Origin of the sequence: Chelatococcus sp. XZ-Ab1, from assembly GCF_029309855.1 — a bacterium.
Classification (GTDB): domain Bacteria; phylum Pseudomonadota; class Alphaproteobacteria; order Rhizobiales; family Beijerinckiaceae; genus Chelatococcus_A; species Chelatococcus_A sambhunathii.
Genome location: NZ_JARKII010000008.1, coordinates 216955 through 240881 on the forward strand (window position 1 = coordinate 216955; position 23927 = coordinate 240881).

Annotated in this window: 25 protein-coding genes; 6 read left to right on the plus strand and 19 right to left on the minus strand. The window is 69.4% G+C overall.

The window, feature by feature from the left end; all coding sequences use genetic code 11:
• The first annotated feature begins 12 nt into the window (after positions 1 to 12).
• Genes P2T65_RS13990 through P2T65_RS14000 form a run of 3 tightly spaced genes read left to right on the plus strand, consistent with a single transcriptional unit; the run spans position 13 to position 2935 of the window.
• Positions 13 to 1203 carry an ABC transporter permease gene (locus P2T65_RS13990; protein ID WP_055460051.1) on the plus strand — a complete coding sequence of 397 codons (1191 nt, stop codon included), beginning with the start codon at positions 13 to 15 and terminating at the stop codon, positions 1201 to 1203.
• A complete protein-coding gene (locus P2T65_RS13995) occupies positions 1200 to 2186 on the plus strand; it encodes an ABC transporter ATP-binding protein (protein ID WP_063185712.1) in 987 nt (328 codons plus the stop codon). The genes P2T65_RS13990 and P2T65_RS13995 overlap by 4 nt, the downstream gene beginning before the upstream one ends.
• A complete protein-coding gene (locus tag P2T65_RS14000; protein ID WP_082464850.1) occupies positions 2183 to 2935 on the plus strand; it encodes an ABC transporter permease in 753 nt (250 codons plus the stop codon). Before P2T65_RS13995 ends, P2T65_RS14000 begins: the two co-directional genes overlap by 4 nt.
• Here P2T65_RS14000 and glp read toward each other — a convergent pair.
• The 12 genes from glp to P2T65_RS14060 form a co-directional block, all read right to left on the minus strand.
• Positions 2917 to 4167 carry a gephyrin-like molybdotransferase Glp gene (gene glp / locus P2T65_RS14005; protein WP_276200021.1) on the minus strand — a complete coding sequence of 417 codons (1251 nt, stop codon included), beginning with the start codon at positions 4165 to 4167 and terminating at the stop codon, positions 2917 to 2919. The two genes, P2T65_RS14000 and glp, sit on opposite strands and share 19 nt — an antisense overlap.
• Entirely contained in the window at positions 4151 to 4690 is a 540-nt protein-coding gene (gene mobB, locus P2T65_RS14010) for a molybdopterin-guanine dinucleotide biosynthesis protein B (RefSeq protein ID WP_055460055.1), read from the minus strand. Before mobB ends, glp begins: the two co-directional genes overlap by 17 nt.
• A gap of 146 nt (positions 4691 to 4836) precedes the next feature.
• Positions 4837 to 5868, minus strand: a complete 1032-nt coding sequence (locus tag P2T65_RS14015) for a formate dehydrogenase subunit gamma (RefSeq protein ID WP_145979740.1) — start codon at positions 5866 to 5868, stop codon at positions 4837 to 4839.
• A gap of 37 nt (positions 5869 to 5905) precedes the next feature.
• Entirely contained in the window at positions 5906 to 6502 is a 597-nt protein-coding gene (gene fdh3B, locus P2T65_RS14020; RefSeq protein ID WP_019400967.1) for a formate dehydrogenase FDH3 subunit beta, read from the minus strand.
• Between the two features lie 11 nt (positions 6503 to 6513).
• Positions 6514 to 9420 (minus strand): formate dehydrogenase subunit alpha, encoded by a 2907-nt coding sequence (locus P2T65_RS14025; RefSeq protein WP_276200022.1) that lies wholly within the window; start codon positions 9418 to 9420, stop codon positions 6514 to 6516.
• Positions 9421 to 9433: 13 nt separating this feature from the next.
• The gene (locus P2T65_RS14030) at positions 9434 to 9631 is read right to left on the minus strand and encodes a twin-arginine translocation signal domain-containing protein (protein WP_071923622.1); all 198 of its coding nucleotides are present in this window, start codon (positions 9629 to 9631) and stop codon (positions 9434 to 9436) included.
• Between the two features lie 25 nt (positions 9632 to 9656).
• Complete coding sequence (locus P2T65_RS14035; RefSeq protein WP_276200023.1) at positions 9657 to 10439, minus strand: molecular chaperone TorD family protein; 783 nt, start codon at positions 10437 to 10439, stop codon at positions 9657 to 9659.
• Between the two features lie 178 nt (positions 10440 to 10617).
• Positions 10618 to 11298, minus strand: coding sequence for a DUF3306 domain-containing protein (locus P2T65_RS14040; RefSeq protein WP_276200024.1), 681 nt, complete (start codon positions 11296 to 11298; stop codon positions 10618 to 10620).
• A complete protein-coding gene (locus P2T65_RS14045; protein WP_276200025.1) occupies positions 11295 to 11804 on the minus strand; it encodes a DUF3305 domain-containing protein in 510 nt (169 codons plus the stop codon). Before P2T65_RS14045 ends, P2T65_RS14040 begins: the two co-directional genes overlap by 4 nt.
• Before the next feature lie 12 nt (positions 11805 to 11816).
• The gene (locus tag P2T65_RS14050; RefSeq protein ID WP_276200026.1) at positions 11817 to 12839 is read right to left on the minus strand and encodes a DUF6352 family protein; all 1023 of its coding nucleotides are present in this window, start codon (positions 12837 to 12839) and stop codon (positions 11817 to 11819) included.
• On the minus strand, positions 12836 to 13369 hold the full coding sequence (locus tag P2T65_RS14055; RefSeq protein WP_055460063.1) for a DUF6505 family protein: 534 nt from the start codon (positions 13367 to 13369) through the stop codon (positions 12836 to 12838). The genes P2T65_RS14050 and P2T65_RS14055 overlap by 4 nt, the downstream gene beginning before the upstream one ends.
• Positions 13366 to 14145 carry a biotin/lipoate--protein ligase family protein gene (locus P2T65_RS14060; RefSeq protein WP_276200027.1) on the minus strand — a complete coding sequence of 260 codons (780 nt, stop codon included), beginning with the start codon at positions 14143 to 14145 and terminating at the stop codon, positions 13366 to 13368. Before P2T65_RS14060 ends, P2T65_RS14055 begins: the two co-directional genes overlap by 4 nt.
• Before the next feature lie 71 nt (positions 14146 to 14216).
• Between P2T65_RS14060 and P2T65_RS14065 the strand changes: the two genes are divergently transcribed.
• Positions 14217 to 16295 (plus strand): 4Fe-4S dicluster domain-containing protein, encoded by a 2079-nt coding sequence (locus P2T65_RS14065; RefSeq protein ID WP_245280567.1) that lies wholly within the window; start codon positions 14217 to 14219, stop codon positions 16293 to 16295.
• 6 nt (positions 16296 to 16301) lie between these two features.
• Here P2T65_RS14065 and P2T65_RS14070 read toward each other — a convergent pair whose 3' ends face one another.
• Together P2T65_RS14070 and P2T65_RS14075 are read right to left on the minus strand one after the other, a co-directional pair.
• Complete coding sequence (locus P2T65_RS14070) at positions 16302 to 17291, minus strand: LLM class flavin-dependent oxidoreductase (RefSeq protein WP_055460065.1); 990 nt, start codon at positions 17289 to 17291, stop codon at positions 16302 to 16304.
• A 153-nt stretch (positions 17292 to 17444) separates the two neighbouring features.
• On the minus strand, positions 17445 to 18764 hold the full coding sequence (locus P2T65_RS14075) for a c-type cytochrome (protein ID WP_276200028.1): 1320 nt from the start codon (positions 18762 to 18764) through the stop codon (positions 17445 to 17447).
• A 17-nt stretch (positions 18765 to 18781) separates the two neighbouring features.
• Here P2T65_RS14075 and P2T65_RS14080 point away from each other — a divergent pair, with 17 nt between their 5' ends.
• Entirely contained in the window at positions 18782 to 19033 is a 252-nt protein-coding gene (locus tag P2T65_RS14080) for a sulfurtransferase TusA family protein (protein WP_063185695.1), read from the plus strand.
• Positions 19034 to 19047: 14 nt separating this feature from the next.
• On the opposite strand, the gene P2T65_RS14085 is transcribed toward P2T65_RS14080, so the two are convergent.
• From P2T65_RS14085 to P2T65_RS14100, 4 genes are all read right to left on the minus strand, one after another.
• The gene (locus P2T65_RS14085; RefSeq protein ID WP_276200029.1) at positions 19048 to 19182 is read right to left on the minus strand and encodes a hypothetical protein; all 135 of its coding nucleotides are present in this window, start codon (positions 19180 to 19182) and stop codon (positions 19048 to 19050) included.
• Between the two features lie 80 nt (positions 19183 to 19262).
• Positions 19263 to 19895 (minus strand): molybdenum cofactor guanylyltransferase MobA, encoded by a 633-nt coding sequence (gene mobA / locus P2T65_RS14090; protein ID WP_055460067.1) that lies wholly within the window; start codon positions 19893 to 19895, stop codon positions 19263 to 19265.
• Positions 19888 to 20841 (minus strand): formate dehydrogenase accessory sulfurtransferase FdhD, encoded by a 954-nt coding sequence (locus P2T65_RS14095; RefSeq protein ID WP_276200030.1) that lies wholly within the window; start codon positions 20839 to 20841, stop codon positions 19888 to 19890. Before P2T65_RS14095 ends, mobA begins: the two co-directional genes overlap by 8 nt.
• The gene (locus P2T65_RS14100; RefSeq protein WP_055460068.1) at positions 20835 to 21392 is read right to left on the minus strand and encodes a DUF2478 domain-containing protein; all 558 of its coding nucleotides are present in this window, start codon (positions 21390 to 21392) and stop codon (positions 20835 to 20837) included. Before P2T65_RS14100 ends, P2T65_RS14095 begins: the two co-directional genes overlap by 7 nt.
• A 167-nt stretch (positions 21393 to 21559) precedes the next feature.
• Between P2T65_RS14100 and P2T65_RS14105 the strand changes: the two genes are divergently transcribed.
• Entirely contained in the window at positions 21560 to 22294 is a 735-nt protein-coding gene (locus P2T65_RS14105) for an SIMPL domain-containing protein (protein WP_055460069.1), read from the plus strand.
• A gap of 76 nt (positions 22295 to 22370) precedes the next feature.
• On the opposite strand, the gene P2T65_RS14110 is transcribed toward P2T65_RS14105, so the two are convergent.
• The gene (locus P2T65_RS14110) at positions 22371 to 23816 is read right to left on the minus strand and encodes an MATE family efflux transporter (RefSeq protein WP_055460070.1); all 1446 of its coding nucleotides are present in this window, start codon (positions 23814 to 23816) and stop codon (positions 22371 to 22373) included.
• Between the last annotated feature and the right edge of the window lie 111 nt (positions 23817 to 23927).

Below are 23927 nucleotides of genomic sequence, written 5' to 3' on the forward strand. Positions count from 1 at the left end.
GGCCGCCCTCGCGTGACGGAAGAGCCGACAGCGCGCCCGGTGCCGACGGGAGCCGCCGCGGAGGGACGCGGCCTTGCGCGGCTGTGCGCCGTCGCGGCGCTCCTCGCCGTCGCGTTTGCGCCCTTCCTCGCGCTGCAGCCCAACCGGATCGTCTCGGGCGAGGGCTTCTCCCTGCCCGCACTGCCAGCCGCATGGCTCGGACTGCCGCTTGCCGCCGTCCTCACGGCCTGCGCCCTCGTCGCGGCGCTCGCGCATCATGCCGCCGTGCAGGCCTTGGCCGGAGCTGCCGGCGCGCTCGCCGCCCTCCTCGGCGCCGGCCTTGCGGCGACGGCCCTGTTGCCGGCGGGCGCGACGCTGGCGCGCGTCTCCCTCGGCTCCGGCTTCTGGCTCACCACCGGCGCCTTCGGACTGATCCTCGCCGATGCGCTCGTCAAGCTGCGCGGCGGGCCGCTGGCGCGCATCACGCTCGCCTTCGCCGCCGTCGGGGCGGTGCTCGCCGTGCTGGCGGCGGGGCTGTGGAACGACCTGTCGATCATGCGCGAATACGCGGCCAACCGCGACAGCTTCTGGCAGCAAGGGGCGCGCCATCTCGTGCTCGTTGGCGGCAGCCTCGCGCCGGCGCTGCTGCTCGGCATCCCGCTCGGCTATCTATGCCACCGCCTTGCCGCGGCGCGGGGAGCCGTGCTCGCGGTGCTGTCGGTCATCCAGACCGTGCCGAGCATCGCCATGTTCGGCCTGATGATGGCCCCGCTCGCCGCGCTCGCCGCCGCCTATCCCGCGCTCGGCGCTGCCGGCATCCGCGGCATCGGCCTGACGCCCGCCCTCCTTGCGCTGTTCCTCTATTCGCTGCTGCCTGTCGTCGCCAATACGGTGGCGGGCTTCGCGGCCGTTCCGCCGGCGGTGGTGGAAGCGGCGCGCGGCATGGGCATGGGGCCCTTGCGGCGCCTCGCCGGCGTCGAATGGCCACTCGCCTTCCCCGTCATCGTCACGGGCGTGCGCATCGTGCTGGTGCAGAACATCGGCCTTGCGGCGGTCGCGGCGCTGATCGGCGCCGGCGGCTTCGGCACCTTCGTCTTCCGCGGCATGGGGCAGACCGCCATGGACCTCGTGCTGCTCGGCGCTGTGCCCATCGTCATTCTCGCCTTCCTTGCCGCCGTCGTGCTCGATGCGGTCGCGGGCCGTGCGCGAGGGAGGGCGGCATGATCACGGTCGAGGGACTGACGAAGAGCTTCGGGCCGGTCCGAGCGGTTGACGGCATCTCCTTCGAGCTCGCCGAGGGCGAGGCGCTGGCGCTCATCGGCCCGTCCGGCTGCGGCAAGTCGACGACGCTGCGCATGATCAATCGCCTCATCGAGCCGAGCGCCGGGCGTGTCCTGATCGATGGCGTCGACACGACGGGCATTCCACCGGCGACGCTCAGGCTGCGCATGGGCTACGCCATCCAGGGCATCGGCCTCTTCCCCCACCGTACCGTCGCCCAGAACATTGCCACCGTGCCGCGTCTGCTCGGCTGGCCGCGCCCACGCATCGCGGCCCGCGTCGCGGAACTGCTCGAGCTCTTCGGCCTACCGCCTGCCATCTTCGCACGCAAATATCCGCACGAACTGTCGGGCGGCCAGCAGCAGCGCGTCGGCGTGGCACGGGCCATGGCGGGCAAGCCCGCCGTGCTGCTGATGGATGAGCCCTTCGGCGCGCTCGATCCCATCACCCGCACGCGCCTGCAGGACGAGTTCCTCGCCATCCGCCGGCGCATGGGCACGACCGTGCTGCTCGTCACACACGACATGGATGAGGCCTTCAAACTCGCCGACCGGCTGGCGGTGATGGAGAGGGGGCGCATCGTGCAGCTCGACGCGCCGGAGAGCCTTCTGCGCCGGCCGGCGAGCGCCTTCGTCGAGTCGCTGATCGGTAGCGAGGATCGTGGGCTGAAGCTGCTCTCCCTCGCCGGCGTCACCGCTTTGATGGGGCCTGCGATGGACTGGATGCCGATAGGCGACGGCACCTTCCGCAAGGCGGGCGCAAACGTATCCCTCGCCCCCCTCTCCGCCTCGGCGAGCCTGCGCGAGGCGGCGTCGCGCCTCGTCTTCGCCGGCGTCGACGAGTTGCCCGTCATCGACGAGGCCGGAGCGATCGTCGGCGTGATCGACATGGAGCGGATCATCGCCTTCGGCGGAGGCAGCCGGTGATGGCGCAGCGGCGGGGCCTCCTGCGGATCGTGGCGGCCGGGATCGCCGTCGCGCTCTTTTCCATCATGGTACTCGTCCCGCGGGCCTTCGAGCGGCCGCTCGCAGCGCTGGCGAAATTCGGCCAGCCGGCGATCTACGACCGCGACAGCATCCTGGCGCTGACCCTCTCGCATATCGGCCTCGTCATCGCGGCGAGCCTTGCAGCGCTCGTCATCGCGCTCGCCATCGGCATCTTCGTGACCCGCCCGGCCGGCGCGCAATATCTGCCGCTCGCCCGCGCCGTCGCCAATCTCGGGCAGACCTTTCCGCCCATCGCCATGCTCGCGGTCGCCGTGCCGCTTACCGGCTTCGGCGCGCGGCCGACGCTCGTCGCGCTCTTCGCCTACGGGCTCCTGCCGATCTTCGAGAATACCATCGCCGGGCTGAAGGGCGTCTCGCCGCAGGTGGTCGAGGCGGCGCGCGGCATGGGCATGACGGGCCGGCGCATCCTCAGGGAGATCGAGCTGCCGCTGGCGCTGCCGGTGATCATCGCGGGCTTCCGCGTCTCGATCATCGTCAGCATCGGCACGGCGACGATCGGCTCCACGGTCGGCGCACGGGGCCTCGGCGAGATCATCATCGCCGGGCTGCAGGCGGACAACCTCGCCTATGTGCTGCAGGGCGGCGTGCTCGTCGCCATGCTCGCCATCCTCGTCGACCTCGGCCTCGGCTTCCTCGAGCGGCGGGCGCGTCAGCCGAGGAGCGCGTAGGGATAGACGTCGACCCTGTCGCCTTCGGCAAGGTCTGTCATGTCCTCGGGCAGTGCCGCGAGGCTGTCCGTCTCGGTGAGCGAGGTCAGGACGCCGGCACCGTCGCGCGGGTATTTCACCGCCTCGTATGTGCCGTCTCCTCCCCGCCGCAGGCTGACGCGCACGAACTCGCGCCGCCCGGCCTTCTTGCGATAGGCGAAGGCGGCCCGTGCCGGGATGGCGAGCGGGCGCGGTAGCTCCGCGCCCATCAGCCGGGCGAGAAGCGGGCGCACCACGAAGGTGAAGGTGACATAGACGGCAACGGGATTGCCCGGCAGGCCGACGAAGGGCGTGCCGGCGATGACGCCCATGGCGACCGGCCGGCCCGGCTTGATGGCGAGGCGCCAGAAGACGAGCCGGCCCGCCGCCTCCACCGCCGCCCGGACATGGTCCTCCTCCCCCGTCGAGACACCGCCCGAGGTGAGGATCAGGTCATGCTCCCCGCTCGCAGCCGCGAGCGCCTCGCGCAGGCGCTCCGGCTCGTCGCGCAGCACGCCGAGGTCCGACACCGCGACACCCAGCCGGCTGAGCAAGGCGATGAGGGCGAAGCGGTTCGAATCGTAGATGCCGGCCGTGGGCAGCGGCTCGCCCGGTTCCACCAACTCGTTGCCCGTGGAGAAGACGGCAACCCGCAGCGGCCGACGTACCGGCAGGCTCGCATGGCCGACGGCCGCCGCGAGCGCGAGGTCCTGCGGCCTGAGGAGCCGGCCCGCCGGCAGCGCCACCGCGCCGCGCGCAATGTCCTCGCCCGCCTTCCGGCAATTGGCGCCGCGCTTCAGCCCCGACGGCAGGACGACCGTCCCGCCATCGAGCGTCACGTCCTCCTGCATGAAGACGGTGTCGGCCCCGGCGGGCATCAGCGCGCCCGTGAAGATGCGCACGGCATGGCCGGGGGGTATGGCGGCCGCGGCACTGCCGGCGATCACCCGCCCGGCGGCCGGCAGGCGCGTCTCGCCCTCGCGCGCAAGGTCGTCATAGCGCACGGCCCAGCCGTCGACGGCGGAATTGTCGAAAGGTGGTAGATCGACGAGCGCCGGCACATCGCGCGCCAGCACGCGGCCCTCGGCGCTGCGCACCAGCACATCCTCGATGCCGTCGACGGGCGCGATGCGCTCGCCGATCAGCGCCAGCGCCTCCTCGACGGACATCAGCGGCCCGCCGAAGGCGAAGCAGTCGTCACTCAGCTGGGCCATGCGCGGAAAGCCTCTCCATCAGCCGCTCCACGGGCTCGGCATGGGCCAAGACGACATCGGCGATCGTTTCGATGTCGTCGATGTCGATGACCGGGCGCCCTGCATCGGGCAGGGCAACGTCGCTCGCCACGGCGACGATGCGGCCGTCGTCGGGATGGAGCGGCGGCTTGCCGTTGGCCTTGCGGTAGACCTCCACCTTGACGTGCTCCTCGCGCTTGAAGCCCTCGACGAGGAGGATATCGCAATCGTCGATCAGCGCCACGAGCTCGGCGAGCCGCGGCTCGCGCTCGTCCCTCAATTCGCGCATCAGTGCCCAGCGCCGGCGCGAGGCCACCAGCACCTCGCGCGCGCCGGCCTGCCGGTGCAGGAAGGAATCCTTGCCCGGCCTGTCGACATCGAAGGCGTGATGCGCATGTTTGATGGTCGAGACGCTGAGCCCGCGGGCGACGAGAACCGGGATGAGGCGGGTGAGAAGGGTCGTCTTGCCGGAGCCGCTCCAGCCGGCGAGGCCAATGACACGCATTGAGAAATCGATCCGGACACGAGAAAGCCGGATGCCCCTTGCGAAGCATCCGGCCCGACTGTGCACAAGGCGACGGGGTGCGTCGAGCCCTTCTTCCCCCTCCCCGCCACCCCGTGGGGGAGGGAGAGAGGCCTCGGTCGTTAGCCCTATTCCGCCGGCACGGCCGTCGGCGGCACGCCGTGCTTGCCGTCGGCCGTGGCCTTGCGCTCCTCCTCGGCGACCCAGAGGCTGTGATGCTGACGCGCCCAGTTGAGGTCGACCTCGCCGTTGCCCATGGCGTCAAAGGCGCCCTCCATGCCGAGCGTGCCGATATAGATGTGGCCAAGAATTACGGCCGTAAGGAGCACGCCAAGGAGGCCGTGCACCACCTGCGCCGTCTGCATGCCGGCGATGGTCGTGCCGTAGAACGGGAACAGCAGGACATAGCCGCTGACCGCGATGGCGGCACCGACGAGGATGACGAGCCAGAACAGCACCTTCTGGCCGCCATTGAACTTGCCGGCCGGTGGATGCGCCTTGCCGACGATGCCTCCTCCCTGGGCGAACCACGTGATGTCGACGCGGCTCGGGATATTGCGCAGCGCCCAGATGAAGAACATCAGCACCAGCCCCAGCGTGAAGGGGAAGCTGAGATAGTTGTGAGCGTATTTGGCAGCCATCGAGAAAGTGGAGAAGGCCTCCGGCCCGATGAGCGGCAGCAGCAGCGACTTGCCGAAGGCGACGTTGAGGCCGGACAGCGCGAGGATGACGAAGCAGCTCGCCGTCAGCCAGTGCACGAAGCGCTCGAACCACCTGAAGCGCACGATGGTGCGGCCCGACGGTCCGGCCTCCGTGCGAATGCGCCCGCGCACCAGAAAGAAGACCGCGAGCACCGCGAGCATGCCGAGGATGGCGATGCCGCCGATCCAGGCTAGCGTGCGCTCGTGATAGGCCCGCCATTCCTGCCCTTCGACCTGGATCAGCGTCGCCGCCTTCCGGTCGGGGATCGACACGCGGCCGGTGACCCGGTCGAGTGCCTGCATGAGCTGCTCTTCCCTCACCGCCTCGGTCGTCGGATTGACCTGGGCGAAAGCGGAGCCCGTCGCCGCGGGCAGCGCAAGGAGCAGCGCCATCAGCATCGTCAGTGCCGCGGCGATGCTGCGGGCCGACCAGCGCCGATCGTGTCCTGTGCGGGTCATGGCTCGTTCCTCCCCTCCCGTCGGCCGCTCGGCCCGATCAGACGTCGATCGTCTCGCGATAGGCCGTCTTCCAGCCCCAGGCGCCGGAGCCGTAGCCACGCTTGAGCACGCGTTCCTTGTAGATGGCGGCAATGATCTCGCCGTCGCCGGCGAGCAACGACTTTGTCGAGCACATCTCGGCGCAGAGCGGCAGCTTGCCCTCGGCGATGCGGTTCGCGCCGTATTTCTGGTACTCGGCGGCAGTCAGGTCCGGCTCGGGGCCGCCGGCGCAGTAGGTGCACTTGTCCATCTTGCCGCGCGAGCCGAAATTGCCGACGCGCGGATATTGCGGCGCGCCGAACGGGCAGGCGTAGAAGCAATAACCGCAGCCGATGCACAGATCCTTCGAATGCAGCACGATGCCGTCGGCCGTGTTGTAGAAGCAGTCGACCGGACAGACGGCCTTGCAGGGCGCGTCCGTGCAATGCATGCAGGCCATGGAGATCGACCTCTCGCCCGGCTTGCCATCGTTGATGGTGACGACGCGCCGGCGGTTGATGCCCCAGGGCACCTCGTTCTCGTTCTTGCAGGCGGTCACGCAGGCGTTGCACTCGATGCAACGGTCGGCGTCGCAGAGGAATTTCAAACGGGCCATGTCATCCTCCCTCAGGCCGCCCTGATCTGGCACAGCGTCACCTTGCCCTCGTGCATGCCCGTCACCGGGTCATAGCCATAGGTGGTGATGGTATTGGCGCTTTCGCCGAGGACGATGGGATCCGCGCCCGGCGGGTAGTTCTTGCGCTGGTCCTCGCCCATGAACCAGCCGGAGAAGTGGAAGGGCATGAAGGCGACGCCCTTGCCGACACGCTCCGTGACGAGCGCCTTGACACGGGCCTTGGACTGGTTCTCCGGCCCCGTCACCCACACCCAGCCGCCGTCGCTGATGCCGCGCTCGGCCGCGTCCGCCGGATTGATCTCGACGAACATGTCCTGCTGCAGCTCGGCGAGCCACTTGTTGGAGCGCGTCTCCTCGCCGCCGCCCTCGTATTCGACGAGGCGTCCGGAGGTCAGGATAATGGGGAAGTCCTTCGCGATGCCCTTGTCCACGGCCGCCTTCTGGACGGTGAAGCCGATGTTGGGCACGCGGAAGCTCTTGAAATCCTCCCGCGTCGGATATTTCGCCACGAGGTCGGCGCGCGGCGAATAGATCGGCTCGCGGTGCACCGGCACCGGATCGGGCAGGTTCCACGCCACCGCGCGGGCCTTGCCGTTGCCGTAGGGGATGCAGCCGTGCTCCAGCGCCACGCGCTGGATGCCGCCGGACAGGTCTGTCGACCAGGAGACGGCGTCGGGATTGTTGCCGCCGATGCCCTCGATGGTGGCGCGCTCCGCCTCCGTGAGGTCGGCATCCCATCCGAGCTTCTTCAGGACGCCATAAGTGAATTCGGGATAGCCGTCCGTGATCTCGGAACCCTGCGAGTAGGAGCCCTCCGACAGAAGCGTCACGCCCTCGCGCTCCACGCCGAAACGGGCGCGGAAGGTCCCGCCGCCGTCCTTCACGTGGATGTTGGTGTTGTAGAGCGTATGCGTGCCCGGATGCCGGTATTCGGGCGTGCCCCAGCACGGCCAGGGCAGGCCGTAGTAGTCGCCGCCGACCTCCGGCACGTCCTTCGCCGCGCGCAACGTGACGATGTCGAACTTGTCCTGGTTCGCCATATGCGCCTTGAGGCGCTCGGGCGACTGGCCGCAATAGCCGGTGGACCAGCCGCCGCGGTTGATCTCGCGCAGGATGTCCTCAGGCTCGGGCCTGCCGTTCTCGACCTTGATGTTCTTGAACATCTCGTCGGCGAAGCCGAGCTTCGTCGCCAAGCGATACATGACCTCGTAATCGTCTTTCGATTCGAAGATCGGCTTGACGATCTGCTCGCCCCACTGGAGCGAGCGGTTGGAGGCCGTGCGCGAGCCCGACGTCTCGAGCTGTGTACAGATGGGCAGGAGATAGGTGCCGTCCTTGCGCTGCGAGATTGCGGCGTAGGTCGTCGGATGCGGATCGCCGACGACGAGGAGGTCGAGCTTCTCGAGGCCCTTCACCATTTCCGGCATGCGGGGAATGGTGTTGCCGCCGTGGCCGAAGACCATCATGGCGCGGACATTGTCCGGTTGGTCCACTTGGTCCTTGGGCAGGAGCACGGCATCAAACCACCGCGTCGAGGGGATGCCGGGCGCCTCCATCATCTTCTTGTCGACGAAGCGCGAGAGCATCCAGTCGTAATCGACCTCCCACACCCGGCACCAGTGCTTCCACGCGCCTTCGGTGAGGCCGTAGTAGAGCGGCAGCGACGTGATATCGAGGCCGAGGTCGGTCGCTCCCTGCACGTTGCAATGGCCGCGGAAGATGTTGGCGCCGTTGCCGAAGCCGCCGACGTTGCCGGTGGCGAGCAGCAGGTTGCAATAGGCGCGCACGTTGGCCGTGCCGACCGAGTGCTGCGTACCGCCCATGCACCAGATAAAGGTGGACGGCCGCTCCTTGGCGAAGGTTTCGGCGACGCGCTTCAACTGCTCTCCGGGCACGCCCGTCACGTCTTCGACGGTGGCGGGATCCCACTTCTTCACCTCGGCGCGCACCTGATCCATGCCGTAGACGCGCTGGGCGATGAACTGCTTGTCCTCCCAGCCGTTCTCGAAGATGTGCCAGAGCATGCCCCAGATCACGGCAATGTCGGTGCCGGAACGGATGCGCACATATTCCGTCGAATGCGCCGCCGTGCGGGTGAAGCGCGGATCGATGACGAAGACGTTGGCGCGGTTGATCTCCTTGCCTGTCAGGATGTGCTGCAGCGACACCGGGTGGGCCTCGGCCGCATTGGAACCCATGAAGACAATCGTCTTCGAGTTGCGGATGTCGTTGTAGCTATTCGTCATGGCGCCATAGCCCCACGTGTTCGCGACGCCCGCGACCGTGGTGGAATGGCAGATGCGTGCCTGGTGGTCGACCGAGTTGGTGCCCCAGAAGGCGGCGAACTTGCGCAGGAGATAGGCGCCTTCGTTGGAATATTTGGCCGAACCAAGCCAGTAGACGGACTCCGGGCCCGACGTGTTGCGGATCTCCATGAGCTTGTCGCCGATCTCGTTGATGGCGTCGTCCCAGGAGATGCGCTGCCAGGCGCCGTTCACCAGCTTCATCGGATATTTCAGGCGCCGGTCGCCATGCACCAGCTCGCGGATGGCCGCGCCCTTGGCGCAATGGGAGCCCCGGTTGATCGGGCTGTTCCACGACGGTTCCTGCCCAACCCACACGCCGTTCTGCACCTCGGCGGTCACCGTGCAGCCGACGGAGCAGTGGGTGCAGATGTTCTTCTTGCGCTCGACGGGCTGCTGGAAATCGGTGGGGCCGGCTTGCGCGCGGCGCACGGCGCCCACCTCGATCGTGCCGACCGCGGCGAGGGCACCGGCCGCGAAGCCGGCCCGCTTCAGGAAGGCGCGCCGGTCGACAAGGGATGCGCCCCCGAAGCCGGTGGCGACGGCCTGCAGCCGTCCCTGCGCGGCCGCAGCGGACTTGCGCTTGATGAGCATGTCGGCCTCCCCCTCAGTACCGGTTGACCCGGTAGAAGTCCTGGACGTGTTCGGTTTCGCGATAGCGCGTCTGGTCGTTGCCGGGAGGCTCGGCCATGGCTTCGGCCTTGTCGGCGACGACCGGTGCGAGCGCCGTCATGGCGGCGCCCGCACCGGCAGCGCCGAGGAAGCTGCGTCGATCGAGGACCTTTTTCTTCTTGTCGTCCTGCATGGCTTCCTCCCCTCGTTCCTTCATGTCAGGCGGGCAGCGCGAAGGCTTCCGCCTCGATGTCCATCATGACGCGCCCGAGCGTGCCCACAGCCCGGTAGAACCGGCCGGCGCGCGAGGTCTCGAGATCCGCGAAGAAGCGCCCGGCCCACGGTTCCACGTGGCGGGCGAAGAACTCCCGTTCGCCGAGGCCGGCGATACCGAAATCGCAGCGGATGAGCCCGGCCATTGTCTCGCAGAGGATGGCGATGTGGTCCTCCGGCTCGGCCACCCGCTCGGCACGCTCGATGCCAAGCCGCGCGAGGTCGCCGCGTAGCACGGCGAGCGGACGCTCGTGCAGGAAGCCGGTGAGGTAATAGGAGGCGTAGGGCAGGATCTCGCCGCGGCCGAGACCGATGAAAAGGTCGAAGAACTCGCGGCTCACGGCTTCGGCGTCCATGCCGGCGGCGGCATCGGCGAGCGCCAGATGCGCCATGCCGATCTCGCTCGCGTCGCCCCGCAGTTGCGCCAGCCGGTCGATGAGGTCCTGCCCCGGCGCGCGCCAGAGCAGCGCCGCGAGCAGCGCATATTCCTCGGCACGGGCCAGATCGATGGGATCGACGTCGGCTGCGGCGGCAGCATCCCGCGGCGGATACATGTCCGGGCGGAGCAAGGCACGGTCAACGCCGGTCAGCGCTTCGACGGCAAGGACCCGGTCGGCGGGCACGCGGCGCCAGCCTGAAATTGTCGGCTGGGACACCCCGAGCTGACGGGCGAGCGCACGCACACCCCCCGCTGCTTCGATGGCCTGACTGAGCCCCGCCTCGCGCATTCCCGACCCGTTGCCTCCGTGTCTGAAACGGCAATAGGGCGAGCCTATCACCCCGTTTCCACATTGCAACCATTCCAATGAAATGCTGCAGTGCACCCGCTATGGCTGTAACGGCAGGCGTACGGCGGCGCGTGCCGTCCCCCGCCGCCGAGTCCGCGAAACCCTTGTGACGCCTCGCTCAGACCGGCGTCGCCGAACCCGAACGGCGGCGGGGAGAGGCTGACGGTTTCCCTAAATCTCTATTCAAATCTGTGTGATCTTTGCCCGTCGGCGCGATGGTGGACGGTGCTGGCGAAGGTTCGGGGGGCAACCGGACGGCAGCCGGCGCCTCATCCGGTTCCGGCGCCGGGCCGGGCGCCCGCTCGTCGGCCGGAGGTTCGATTGAGGCGCCGTTCTGCTGCACCCTCTCATCGGCGGGCGGCGGGGCCCCCTCGACGGCGGCGAGGAGGCGCTTGCGCACGGCCTCGCCAATCTCGAGCGGCCCGTAGCCCGGCATGCCGTCGGGAGTGTTCCAGTCCCAGTCGTAGTCCGCGAGACCGACGAAATCGCGGATGCCGGGGTCGCTCACCCACAGGCGGCGCAGCGCCGCCTGGCGCCAGGCCGGCGGCACGTTGCGCTTCAGCCATGGCGTCAGATCCGTCTCCGGGCCGATGCTCTCGATCGGCGGCAGTTCCTCGAGCGGGACAGGCGCATCGTCTACCGGGGAAGCGCTGACCTGCGCCCCTGCCTCGGCCGTCGGTGCGGCAATCTCGTCCGGCGCCTCGGCGGGCACATTCACGGGCACCGTTGCGTCTTCGCTCCGCCGCGCGGCCTCCTTGCGGCGCGACCAGCGGGTGAGGAAGCCTTCGTCGCTGCTCACGGCTCGCCTCCCTCCTTGTCGCGGCCCGGCCGCAGGGCCAAGGCGTCGGGATCGGCCCGATCGCGGCGGCGCTTGATGAAGGCGCGCTCCACATGGTGGTCGGCGACGAAGCGGGCGACGACGCCGGCAACCTCGTCCGGCATCGGCACCACTTCGACAATGTTGTCGCCTGCCTCCGTATAGGCGGCCCCCTCGTTGGGGTCGGCCGTAACGACGAGGATGTCGAGCGGCGGCGTGACGCCTGTGGCATGGGCGGCGATCCACAGCTTCGGCGCCCCGCTTTCGAGATTGTCGCGGTACCCGGCCGTCTCCGCACGATAGAGATCGACGTCGAAGGCGCCGGCGTAGAAGCGCTGCACGCCGGCTTCCTCGCCGAGCAAGGTCCACGGGGCCGCCTCCGGCACGCCGGCGATGACGGCGACCGGCAGCCAGGCATGATCCACCCAGCGGCTCTTCAACGGGCGGCATTCGACGACGACGCCGACGCTGAATCTCTCATGCGCCATGATCCGGCCTCCTCAATGCACCGGCTGGTCCGCCACGAGCGGCAGGCCGGCAATGAGGTTCTGCGGCTTGAAGCGTAGCAGATTGCTCCGGTCCATCGCCATGATGAGATAGACGGGATGGCCGCGCACATCCGGCCGCACCGGCACGGACGGGTCGACCGTCAGGCGGAAGAGGGCGAGAACGCGCGACGAAGCCTCCCCCTCCACCGCCTCTCCCCGCCACAGGGCGTTGCCGATGGCGGTGGCCTCGGCATCGAGCCCGATGAACCAGCGCCAGTCTCTGTCCTCGATGCGCTGCACAGGCTCGACCGCTACCGCGTGCCCCAGCGTCTCGCGCAGGAAGGCTTCGATGCAGCGGGCGATGGCCGCGCGGCCCCCGGCTTCGCCGCCAAGGTCGAGCACCATGTCGAAGGCATCGCTACGCTCCTGGTAGCCCGTCTCGCCCGGCTGCAGCACGTCAAGCTCGGTCACCGCCGGCCCGCCGAGCATGGCGAGCAGCGGCGAGGCCTGGCGGTTCTCCTCGTGCATCGCGATGGTCTCGGCATCGGCGAGGAGAAGGTGGCCCTCGTGCACGGTCACCTTCTGCGGGCGGAAGAAGATCTCGCCCGCGCGCAGCACCTCGGCATCCTCGCAGCCGTCGAGCGCGGCACGCATCAGCACGTGGACGAGCTGGTTGAGGAAGAGCGGCGGGATGCCGGCGACGCCCTCCCCGATCATGCGCACATAGGCCGCCTGCAGCGTCGGCGCGGCCAGAAGCCGGTCGCGGAAGGAGAGAAACGCCCGCCAGTTGTCGCGCGCATCGGCATCGGCAAGCTGCGCCAGCGTCACGGGCGAGATGGCGGCGAAGGGATCGTCCATCAGCAGGGCATGAAGCGCCCGCTCGGCGGGGCAGGCCTCCTCCGGCGGCATGAGCTCCGGCCGGGCGAGATAGGCCTTCAGGAAGGCATCCGTCACCACGAGGCCGCCGTCCTCGCGCCGGTCGAGCAGCACGTGGCCGCTCGACAGCCAGAAGTCGCGGGTGGCGGCGTCGGTCATGGCTTGTCCTTCATCAGGGCGAGGAGGTCGACCTCCTCTGTCGGCTCGTCGTCGGTCTCGAAGAAGTCGAAGGCGCGGAAGCCAGCGCGCGGCCGGTCGCCACGCGGGGTGAGCGTGCGGTATCGCTCGCGGATCTCGCCGTTCTCCATCACGCGCTGCAGGGCAAGGAGCGTGCCGACGGCATGGTCGCAGAGCGAGGCGGCGAAGGCGATCTCCTCCCGCGCTGCCGGCAGGGCGGTGGCGACGTCGGGGGCGCCGAGCCGCTCGACGAAGCGTTGTGCCAGAAGTGCCGTGGCCGCCTCGATCTCGTCTTCGCTCGCCTCGCTCACCACCGTGAGGGTGGAAAAGCCGAAGCTGTCGATGCCGAGAAAGCCGGAGCGGAAGGCGACACGCTCCTTCGTCGGCAGCGAGGCGACATCGCTATCGGTGAAGAGAAAGGTGCCGGTCACCGCCCATTCGCCCGGTGCAGCGGCACGGGCGAAGACGAAGGTGTCGGAGGCATCGAGCCGGATGGTACGCGGCAGCTTCATGACGGACGCCTCCCCTCGGCATCGCGCTCGCCAAGACGCGCGAGCGCCTCGACGAAGAGACGCCGGCGGCGGCCGCGGCCCGTCGTGACGAGCAGATCGCCGTTCACGTCGATGGCAAAAGACGAATCGCCGGAATCGCTTGGCGCCAGACGTTCAACATAATGTAAAATCTGAGAAGCGCCGTGGTCGTCCGAGAAGCCATGCAGATTCGCCATCAAGTGGCGCGCGAAGCTCTCGACGAGGCTTTCGGCATCCCCCTCGAGCCCGCCGACCATATCGATGCCGAGGCTCCCGCTGGTCGCTTCCGGACCGTCGAGCGTCGCGATACGCAGTCGCGCGCCGAAGACGAGCCAGTCCGGCACCGCCGCATCGCGCGCGCCCGCCGGCCAGGCAAGTTGCCCGTCGCCGACGAGCACGCCGTCGAGGCGGATGCCGCCCGGCCAGTCGAAGGTCAGCGGATGCTCCGGCGCGCAATGGGCCGCGACGGCATCGGCGAGCGCATTTATCGCCGGGTAGAAGGCGAGGCGTGCGAGAGCGAGCGGCTCGGCCGGCTCCAGCACCACGGCGCAGTCGACGAGATCGAAGCGGCGCGCCCACACGAGTGTGCCCGCCCCTGCCTCGCTCGCGATCGCCCGGGCGTGGGCGAATGCATCCCTTGCCTCGCGCAGGGTGATGAGCGTGAACGGGGGCGGCAGCACGAGCTCGCGGCGGCCGAGTGACGTGATCTTGACCGGAATGGCTTCCTCCCCTTCGCCATTCGATTGGAATTCATCCAATTCGATATAAGCTGACGCGAAATGGTGCGAATGCAAGCGCTGTCGGTATCGGTATCGCGGAGGTGAACGCAATGGCTGAAGGCCCCGGTCGCGGCAAGCGCCCCATCGCCAACGGCCCGGTGGTCGAGGCAAGGCCCGTCGCCTTCGTCTGCTCCTGCGAGGGCACGATGCCGCTGGACGAAAAGCTGCTGACGCGGGCCTGCCCGGGCCATGACATGCGCTTCGCCGACCAGCTGTGCCGGCGCGAGCTGGAGCGGCTCAAGGCCGCGCTCGGCCCGGAGGCGGACATCCTCGTCGGCTGCACCCAGGAGGCGCCGCTTTTCGAGGAGGTAGCGGGCGAGAACGCCCCGGAAGCTAATCTCACCTTCGTCAATCTGCGCGAGAACGCCGGCTGGTCGGCCGAGGCGGATGCGGCAGGCCCCAAGATGGCGGCGCTGATCGCCGCGGCGCGGATCGCGCCGTCGCAGGCGCCGCTGGTGCCCCTGAAGAGCGAGGGCGTCGCCCTCGTCTATGGCCGCGACGAGACGGCGATCGCCCTCGCCGAGCGGCTCAAGGACGTGCTGGACGTCACCGTGCTGCTGACGCGCCCCGGTGATGTGCCGGCGCCGCGCCGGAGCGACTTTCCCGTGCTCAAGGGCACTATCGCCCAGGCGACCGGCTGGCTCGGCGCCTTCGAGCTGACGGTCAACGACTTCGCGCATCCGGCCCCGTCCTCGCGCGCCAGGCTCGCCTTCGGCGCGCCACGCGACGGCGCCCTGTCGCGCTGCGACATCGTCCTCGATGTCAGCGGTGGCGTGCCGCTCTTCCCGGCGGGGGAACTGCGCGCCGGCTACCTGCGCGCCGACCCCGGCGACCCGGCGGCCGTGGCGCGCCTTGCCTTCGAGGCGTCGCAGCTCGTCGGCGAGTTCGACAAGCCGCGCTACGTCACCTTCGATGCGGCGCTGTGCGCCCACTCGCGCTCGAAGAAGACCGGCTGCACGCGCTGCCTCGACCTGTGCCCCACCGGCGCCATCACGCCGGACGGCGACCATGTCGCCATCTCGGCCGAGATCTGCGCCGGTTGCGGCGCCTGCGCCGCCGTCTGCCCGACCGGCGCGGCGACCTATGCCCTGCCGGCGAGCGACACCTTGATGGCACGGCTGCGCGCCCTGCTCCACACCTATGCCGAGGCCGGCGGCGAGCGGGCGGTGGTGCTCTTCCACGACGAGACCCATGGAGCGGAGCTGATCGATGCGCTTGCCCGTTACGGCGAGGGCCTGCCAGCCCATGTCCTGCCGGTTGCCGTCAACGAGGCGACGCAACTCGGGCTCGATGCCTTCGCTGCGGCCCTCGCCTATGGCGCGACGGCGATCCGCGTGCTGACGCGCGCCAAGCCCAAGCACGACACGGGCGGCCTCGTGCGCAACCTTGCCTATATGGACGCCATCGCGGCGCCGCTTGGCTTCGGCGAAGGCTGCGTGGCGACGATCGAGACGGACGACCCCGACCAGCTCGCGGCGGCACTCGCCGGTGTGCCGGTGGCGGGCGTGCCGGAGCGGCGGGCGGCGAAGTTCCTGCCGCTCGGCCAGGGGCGCGAGCTCACCGTGATGGCGCTCAAGGAACTGCGCAATGTCGCGCCGCTTGCCGTCGACGTCCTGCCCCTGCCCGAGCGCGCGCCCTTCGGTACCGTGCATGTCGAGACGGAGGGCTGCACGCTGTGTCATGCCTGTGTCGCCGCCTGTCCGACGGGGGCGCTCGGCGACAATCCCGACAAGCCGATGCTGACCTTCGCCGAGGACCGCTGCGTGCAGTGCGGGCTATGCGCCGCCACCTGCCCGGAGAAGGTCATCACGCTCGAGCCGCGCATCGACTTCGCCGCCTGGGCCGCCCCGCCGGTGACGAAGAAGGAGGAGGAGCCCTTCCACTGCGTCGCCTGCGGCAAGCCCTTCGGCACCCGCTCCACCATCGAGCGGATCGTCTCGCGGCTCGAGGGCCGGCACTGGATGTTCTCGGGCGAGCACGCCCGGCGCATCGCCGTCATCAAGATGTGCGAGGACTGCCGCGTCGAGGCCGTGGTCAACGAGAGCTTCGACCCGCACGATGCTCCCGCCCGGCCGGCGCCGCGCACGAGCGAGGACTACCTGCGCGCGCGGGAGAAGAAGCACCACTGACCGGCGTCAGCGCGGGTCCTGCGCCGCGGCGGCGATGAGCTCGAAGGACCTGAGCCGCGCCGCATGGTCGTAGACGTCGGAGACGACGATCAGTTCGTCGGCGGCAGTCTCGGCGACGAGCGCCGCAATGCCCTCGCGGACGGTCTGCGGCGAGCCGACGATCGAGCGGGCCAGCATGCGCATGGCCTGCGCCTTCTCCATGGGCGTCCAGTAGGTCTCGATGTCGTCGATCGGCGGGCGGCTCAGCCCGCGCGCGCCGCGGAAGATGTTGGCGAAGGACATCTGCTGGGTGGTGGCGAGGCGGCGGGCCTCCACATCGCTCGGCGCGGCGATGATGTTGACGCCCACCATGGCATGGGGCCGCGCGAGCTGGGCGGAGGGCTTGAAGCGGGAGCGATAGGCCTCGAGCGCCGGCAGCAGCATCTCGGGCGCGAAATGCGAGGCGAAGGCATAGGGCAGGCCGAGTTCGGCAGCGAGCATCGCGCCGAACATGCTGGAGCCGAGGATCCAGATCGGCACGTTCGATCCCGCCCCCGGCACGGCGCGGATCATCTGGTCCGGCGCGGGCGGACCGAGAAGCGCCTGCAGTTCCACGACATCCTGCGGGAAGGTATCGGCGCTGGCCGGGGAACGGCGCAAGGCGCGCAGGGTGCGCTGGTCCGTGCCCGGCGCCCGGCCGACGCCGAGGTCGATGCGGCCGGGGAACAGGGCCTCGAGCGTGCCGAACTGCTCGGCGATGACGAGCGGCGAATGGTTGGGCAGCATGATGCCGCCTGCACCGACGCGGATGGTGCTGGTGCCGGCGGCGATATGGGCGATGACGACGGAGGTCGCCGCGCTCGCGATGCCCGGCATGTTGTGGTGCTCCGCCACCCAGATGCGGCGGTAGCCAAAGCCCTCCGCGTGGCGCGCAAGGTCGCGGGCGTTGTCGAGCGCGCCGCGCGCATCCGTCTCCTCCGTGATGCGGACGAGATCGAGAATCGAAAGTGCAACCATGTCGTCATCCCCGTCGAGCCGTTGTGCGGGCCAGATGGGGAGCCCGCGGACGAGGCGGAACCGCCAGACGCGCCCGGCCCCGGCGCCGAGCCATGCGCCCGGCGCACCTTTCGGAAGAATAGCGGCGGCAGGTTGCAGCGATGCAACGGGCGTTCAGCGCGGCGCAGTGGCCTTCCTCAGGAAGTCCACCAGCGCCTGTCGGTCTGCCTCGCTCGTCACCCGCTGCTCCGGCATCTTGGTGCCGGGCAGATAGGCATTGGGGCCGATCTCGAAGAGGCGGGCGATGGTCTGGCCCGACCAGACGATGCTCAGGGCCCTGAGTGCCGGCGAATAGTCGTAGCCGGGCGCGGAGGCGATGCGCCGGCCGAAGATGCCGTAGAGCGTCGGGCCGGCCCGGTTGCCGCCGTCCGGGGTCAGCGTGTGGCAGGCGGCGCAGGCGCGGAAGACCTCGGCCCCGCGCTCGCCGGAGAAAGCCGCGAGCGGATCCTCTCCCGCCTGCGGAATGACGGCACCGATATGCTCGCCCGTGCGCGCGTCCCAGCGGCGCACCATCCGGTCGCCGCCGCCCGAATAGATCTCGCCGCCGTCGGGCGAGAAGGCGAGCGACCACACCGGCAGCCCCGGCCCGACGAGCGTCGCGACCACCGCCCGGGTGCTGCGCTCGACGATGGCGACGTCACCGCGAATGCCACCGGCGGCGACGCGCTTACCGTCCGGCGACAGGGCGAGAGCGATGAGGGGCGTCGGGCCCACCTCGCGCTCGCCGAGCACCTCCCCCGTCGCCGAGACGAAATGCAGCTTGCCGTCGGCTCCCGCGACGACGATCTCGCCATCGGGAGCGACGACGACGCCGTTGAGCGGCGTCGGCAAGGTCACGACGACGGGCGGCCGCGCGGGATCCTGCGGCCACAGGCGCAGCGTCGCGTCATAGCCGGAGGTGACGAGCCCACCCGCGGGCATGAAGGCGACGCCGTTGACGTTGCCCTGATGGCCCCCGAGGCGCCGCCGCTCCTCGCCCTGCGGCGACCAGAGCGCCGCCGTGCCGTCCCAGGCCGCCGACGCGAAGGTGCCATCCGGACCGGCCGTGAGCGCGACGATTGGCGCCTCGTGTGCCACGATCACGCGCTCGGGCGTGCGGCCTGCGGCCGGCCAGATCGCGATGCGCCCGTCCTCGCCGCCCGTGGCGAAGCGTCCCTCTCCAAGCGCCACGGCCGCGTTGACCGAGCCGTCGTGGGCGCGCAGCACCGCTTCCGCCACGCCGGAGGCCAGCCGCCAGCGGATGGCCGAGGTATCGAAGCTCCCGGTCAGCGCCACCTCTCCTGCGGGATCGACAGCGATCGCCCGCACCGGGCCGCCGTGGCCGCGCAGTTCCTGCGCCTCGGGGGCACCGGTCAGGGAGAGCGTGAGGAACAGCGCGGCGAGGCCCCGCATTGCCCGGGCGAAGCGGCGCGGTGCATGATCCGGGCGAATCATCGAAGGGACGCCTCCCCATGAGCGACGAGACCAGCCATGATGCGACCGCCGGACAAACGCTCGACCTGCGCGGCCTCAAATGCCCCCTGCCTGCCCTTCACACCCGCAAGGCCCTGCGCAGCCTCAAGGCGGGCATGCTCCTCGTCGTCGAATGCACGGATCCGATGGCCGCCATCGACATCCCGAACCTGGTGCGCGAGACGGGAGACATGCTCGAGGCGCAGGAAAGGCGCGGCGACAACCTCCTCTTCTCCATCCGCAAGGCCTAAGAAGCGCGTCCCGCTCAGTGAATGTCACCGAGGCGCACGCCGCTCGTCGTGAAGGCCACGTCAACGGGCTTCTGCAGATCGGACAGGACGAAATCGGCACCCACCGCGACGACGATGGCGACGACCACGGCAACGATGAATGCGCGCATTGCTCCCTCCCCCAATGTCTCCACCCAATCTTCCTGTTCCCTGCATCGCCTGAGGAGGGTGCGTGCGAAAGCGCGCCCCGTCAACTCAGGCGTGCGTGAACGAGGATCGCCTCGGCGGCTTCTAGATCTGCCGGCGCGTTGGCGTTGAAGAAAACGTCGAAGGGCTCCGTCGGCCATTCGGCGACGGCGAGCGGGAAGCGGGCCGTGAAGCGGTCGATCTTGCGCTCGCCCTCGCCAACGAGCGCCCGGCGCAGATCCTCGCGGATGCCGACCGGCCAAAGCCCGACGACCGGATGGGTGCGCCCGCCGGAGGCGGCGCAGGCGAGCATCGCCCCCTCTTCCTGGCGCGCGGCATGGAGGCGCGCGACGAGATCCGGCGGCAGGAACGGCGTGTCCGCGGCGACGCTGACGATCCATTCCACGTCGCGCCGGCGCACCGCCACGTGGTCGAGCACGGCGAGAATACCGGCGAGCGGGCCGGCGAAGCCGGGCACGTCGTCGGGAACGACCGGCAGGCCATAGGGCGCAAAGCGCGCCGGATCGCCATTGGCGTTGATGACCAGCCCGGCGCATTGCGGCGCCATGCGCTCGACGACATGGTCGAGGATCGGACGGCCGCCGACATGGCGCAGCGGCTTGTCGCCCCCGCCCATGCGCCGGGCGAGCCCGCCGGCGAGCAGCGCGCCGATGGTTGGCGGGCAGGTTTCAATCATCTGCGCCTTCCTTGTCGCTTGCTCCCTTGCGCCGATGCTTCGCCGATTCCTCCGCCACATAGGCAAGATCCTGATCGAAGACGATACGCTCGGCACCCGAGAGGACGATGAAACGCTTGCCCCGCGCGCGGCCAACGAGCGTCAGCCCCGCCTTGCGGGCGAGCTCGACGCCCCAGGCGGTGAAGCCGGAGCGCGAGACGAGGACGGGAATGCCCATGCGCACCGTCTTGATGACCATCTCGGAGGTGAGGCGCCCCGTTGTGTAGAAGATCTTGTCCGCCGGATCGATGCCGTGCCGGTGCATGTAGCCGGCAACCTTGTCCACCGCATTGTGGCGGCCGACGTCTTCCATATAGACGAGCGGCCGGTCGCGCTCGCACAGAACGCAGCCGTGTATGGCGCCCGCCGCAAGATAGAGCGAGGGTGTCCGGTTGATCTTGTGGGTGAGCGCGTAGAGCCAGGACGTGCGCAACTCCGCATGCGGCAGGCGGGCCTCGTCGATCACGTCCATCAGGTCGCCGAAGGCGGTGCCCTGGGCGCAGCCGGACGTCAGGGTGCGCTTGCGCAGCTTGTCCTCGTAGTTGGTCTTGCGCTCGGTGCGCACCACGACGACGTCAAGTTCGGCGTCGTAGTCGACATCGGTGACGACGTCGTCCGGCTTCAGCATGTTCTGGTTGAGCAGGTAGCCGACGGCGAGATGCTGCGGATGGTCGCCGATCGTCATCATTGTGACGATCTCCTGCGCGTTGAGATAGAGCGTCAGGGCCCGCTCGGTGACGACGCGGGTCTCGACCGGGACGCCACCCTGGTCGATGCCGGCCACGATGATGCCGAGACGCGGGTCGAGCGGATCGGGCCGCACGAGGTAATCGGCAAGGAAGGCGAGGTCCTCGCTCTCGTCGGCGCGTGACGGCGACGCCAGGCTGTCCGGATGACCGTTTACCATGTGATCCCCCCGGTGATCCTCTCGGCGGCGCGAGCCTCGTCCGCGACCTGCGCGAGGCACCACGCTTCGAGCGCCTCGAGCGACGGCTCGAGAACCTGCCAGTCCTCGCCGGCGAAAGATCGCCAGGCCGGCAGCAGCGCCTCGCCGACCGCCGTGAGCGTCGGCAGGCCGCGACCGACGGCGAGTCCGAATTCGTCGCGCAGACCCCTGCCCTCGGCTTCCGCCTTGCCGAACTTGTTGAGGATGACGAGGTCGACGCGGTCCGACCCGATGGCCGCCGCGGCAAGGCCGGCCGAGGTCGCAAGACCCTGCGCGTCGAGCCGGCAGCCGCGTGCGCCCCGTCCGCGCTGCTCGCTGATGGGGACGAGGCGGCCGGTGGCGAGGTCCTCGAGCGCCATGTGTCCGCAGGCGGTGCAGGCATCGTCCTCGTTGTGCTGCACGAGACCGGCGAGGCGCAGGTCGCGTTGCCGGAGGCGCCGGCTCAGCGCGACGAGCAGGCCGTCGACGAGGTGCTGCGATTGATAGACGACGACGCCGATGGCCGGTTGCATTGGCATACTCCACGGCACCATTCTATTGTGCCGCCCGCCCCGACAATCTAGGCAGTCGGGCGAGGGGAGAAAAGGCTGCCCGTGCCAGCCAGCCGGCCGCGGTCTCATCTCGGTCACAGTTGCATGGTGAAGCAACTGCGCCGATTGATTGCAGGAACCAACGGAAAATGATCGATCTTCGTCGTACCGTCCTCGTCGCCGCCCTTGTCGCGACCGCCGCCACCTCGGCCCCCGCGGCTGAGACGGCTGCCGAGCGCGCGCCAGGACGCATCACCATCGTCGGCGAAGGAACCGTCAATGCGGTCCCCAACATGGCGACGCTCACATCCGGCGTCGTCACTTCGGCGTCGACCGCTCGTGAAGCGCTCGACGCGAATACCGAGGCGATGGCGGGCGTCATCGAGGCCTTCAAGAAGGCCGGCATCGCCGCCAAGGACATCATGACCGACGGCTTCTCGGTGCAGCCGCGCTACGTCTATCCCGAGCCGAAGGACGGTTCGACCCAGCCGCCGCGCATCGATGGCTACGAGGTGCGCAACCAGGTGATCGTGCGTGTGCGCGAGCTCGCCAAGCTCGGCACGGTGCTCGACGCCGCCGTCACCACCGGCGCCAACCAGATGGGCGGGCTCTCCTTCGACGTCGCCGAGCCGGCGGTCCTTATCGACAAGGCGCGTGCCGCCGCCGTGGAGGACGCCAAGCGCAAGGCCGCGCTGTACGTGCAGGCCGCTGGCGCCAAGCTTGGCCGCCTCATCGAGATTGACGAAACCAGCATGCAGATGCCGCCCCGGCCGATGATGATGGCAAGATCGATGGATTTTGCCGAAGCCAAGGCCGTGCCCGTGGAAGCAGGCGAGCAGACGCTGCGCGCCCAGGTGCGGCTTACCTGGGAACTGGCGGATTAAGGGAAGGACACCGATCTTCCGCCATCGCGCCTGCGGATCATGAATGAGGAAGCGGCCGGCCGCCCAGCCGCTTTCTTCATGCGCTGCCGGGCACGCAATCGGCCGGCGCGGCCGCTGGCCGACCAGCATCGAAGGCGAGGAGCCCGAGTCTTTCGCGCCGCAGCCAGCGGACCAGCATGAGAGCGGCCACGACGGCGAGGCCGGCGGCGAGGCCGATCCAGATGCCGACACCGTCGAGGCCGCCGCGGAAGGCGAGCGCGGCGCCGAGCGGCAGGCCTATGCCCCAATAGCCGAGCGCCGCATAGACCATGGGCACGCGGGTGTCCTGCAGGCCGCGCAGCATGCCCGCGCCCACGGCCTGTGCCCCGTCGAAGATCTGGAAGAGACCGGCCAAGGCCAGGAACGAGACGGCCAGCGCGACCACCTCTGTATTCTCCGGCGCCCGGACATCGAGGAAGGCGCTGACGAGCAGCTGCGGCGTCACCAGCATGAAGAAGGCCATCGTCGCCATGAAGGCGATGGCCATGACGAAGCCCGTCCAGCCGGCGACCCGCACGCCCTGCCTGTCCTCGGCGCCGAAGGCGCGGCCGACCCTGACCGTCACCGCCTGCCCGATGCCGAGCGGCACCATGAAGGTGAGCGAGGCAATCTGGATGGCGATGGAATGGGCGGCGAGCGAGGCCGTGCCGATGAGCCCCATGAGGAACACGGCGGCGTTGAAGATGGTGACCTCGAAGGCGAAGGTGGCGCCGATGGGCAGGCCGATGCGCCATATCTCCGTGAAGCGCGACCAGTCCGGCCGCCAGAAGCGGCCGAAGAGGGCATAGCGCCTCAGCCGGCGGTCGAGCGCGATGGCGATGACGAGCCCGGCAAAGAGGAAGAGGCTCGACGCCGTCGTGGCCACGCCGGCGCCCGTCAGCCCCAGAGCGGGGAAGCCGAGATTGCCGAAGATGAGGCACCAGTTGGCGAGGATGTTGAAGAGATTGGCCGCGATGCTGACCGCGAGCGCCCACATGGGCCGCTGCAGCGCCGACAGGAACGAGCGCAGCACGACATAGCCGCAGAACGGCAGCACTGCCCATTGCAGGGCGTGCAGATAGGTGCCGGCGGCCGCCGCAAGGTCCGGCTTCTGCCCCATGGCGAGAAGGATGGCCTCCCCCTGCCATAGCAGAAGCCAGATCGGCAGAGCGATGGCGGCCGACACCCACAGCCCCTGCCGCACGGTGCGGCGCACCTGCCGCACCTCGTAGGATCGCCGGCCGATCTCGCGCGCGATCATCGGCGCGGTCGCCGTGACGATGCCGATGGCGAAGATGAGCATGGCGAAATAGAGGTTGAAGCCGAGCGCCCCGGCTGCGAGCGACTCGGCCCCCAGCCAGCCGAGCATGATCACGTCCGTCGTGCCCATCGCGGTCTGGGCGAGATTGGTGAGCACGAGCGGCCAAGCCAGCGCCAAGGTGGCGCGCCACTCCTTCGCCCACGCGCTCGGCGCGGCGTTCTCCGCGGTGTCGTTCTGCGTCATGGCGGGCAATCTATAGGTAAAATGCCCGTTCGCCCATGCTGTTGCCGCAAAATTAGGCAGCGAAAATGGGGGATGGCTTTGATCCTGCTGCAAGGACCCGTGCGTGCCGTC

Coding starts and splice junctions, on each gene's coding strand:
- P2T65_RS13995 (WP_063185712.1), top strand. CDS start 1,200: ATGATCACGGTCGAGGGACTGACGAAGAGCTTCGGGCCGGTCCGAGCG.
- glp (WP_276200021.1), bottom strand. CDS start 4,167: ATGGCCCAGCTGAGTGACGACTGCTTCGCCTTCGGCGGGCCGCTGATG.
- mobB (WP_055460055.1), bottom strand. CDS start 4,690: ATGCGTGTCATTGGCCTCGCCGGCTGGAGCGGCTCCGGCAAGACGACC.
- P2T65_RS14015 (WP_145979740.1), bottom strand. CDS start 5,868: ATGACCCGCACAGGACACGATCGGCGCTGGTCGGCCCGCAGCATCGCC.
- fdh3B (WP_019400967.1), bottom strand. CDS start 6,502: ATGGCCCGTTTGAAATTCCTCTGCGACGCCGACCGTTGCATCGAGTGC.
- P2T65_RS14025 (WP_276200022.1), bottom strand. CDS start 9,420: ATGCTCATCAAGCGCAAGTCCGCTGCGGCCGCGCAGGGACGGCTGCAG.
- P2T65_RS14030 (WP_071923622.1), bottom strand. CDS start 9,631: ATGCAGGACGACAAGAAGAAAAAGGTCCTCGATCGACGCAGCTTCCTC.
- P2T65_RS14035 (WP_276200023.1), bottom strand. CDS start 10,439: ATGCGCGAGGCGGGGCTCAGTCAGGCCATCGAAGCAGCGGGGGGTGTG.
- P2T65_RS14045 (WP_276200025.1), bottom strand. CDS start 11,804: ATGGCGCATGAGAGATTCAGCGTCGGCGTCGTCGTCGAATGCCGCCCG.
- P2T65_RS14050 (WP_276200026.1), bottom strand. CDS start 12,839: ATGACCGACGCCGCCACCCGCGACTTCTGGCTGTCGAGCGGCCACGTG.
- P2T65_RS14055 (WP_055460063.1), bottom strand. CDS start 13,369: ATGAAGCTGCCGCGTACCATCCGGCTCGATGCCTCCGACACCTTCGTC.
- P2T65_RS14065 (WP_245280567.1), top strand. CDS start 14,217: ATGGCTGAAGGCCCCGGTCGCGGCAAGCGCCCCATCGCCAACGGCCCG.
- P2T65_RS14070 (WP_055460065.1), bottom strand. CDS start 17,291: ATGGTTGCACTTTCGATTCTCGATCTCGTCCGCATCACGGAGGAGACG.
- P2T65_RS14075 (WP_276200028.1), bottom strand. CDS start 18,764: ATGATTCGCCCGGATCATGCACCGCGCCGCTTCGCCCGGGCAATGCGG.
- P2T65_RS14080 (WP_063185695.1), top strand. CDS start 18,782: ATGAGCGACGAGACCAGCCATGATGCGACCGCCGGACAAACGCTCGAC.
- P2T65_RS14085 (WP_276200029.1), bottom strand. CDS start 19,182: ATGCGCGCATTCATCGTTGCCGTGGTCGTCGCCATCGTCGTCGCGGTG.
- mobA (WP_055460067.1), bottom strand. CDS start 19,895: ATGATTGAAACCTGCCCGCCAACCATCGGCGCGCTGCTCGCCGGCGGG.
- P2T65_RS14095 (WP_276200030.1), bottom strand. CDS start 20,841: ATGGTAAACGGTCATCCGGACAGCCTGGCGTCGCCGTCACGCGCCGAC.
- P2T65_RS14100 (WP_055460068.1), bottom strand. CDS start 21,392: ATGCAACCGGCCATCGGCGTCGTCGTCTATCAATCGCAGCACCTCGTC.
- P2T65_RS14105 (WP_055460069.1), top strand. CDS start 21,560: ATGATCGATCTTCGTCGTACCGTCCTCGTCGCCGCCCTTGTCGCGACC.
- P2T65_RS14110 (WP_055460070.1), bottom strand. CDS start 23,816: ATGACGCAGAACGACACCGCGGAGAACGCCGCGCCGAGCGCGTGGGCG.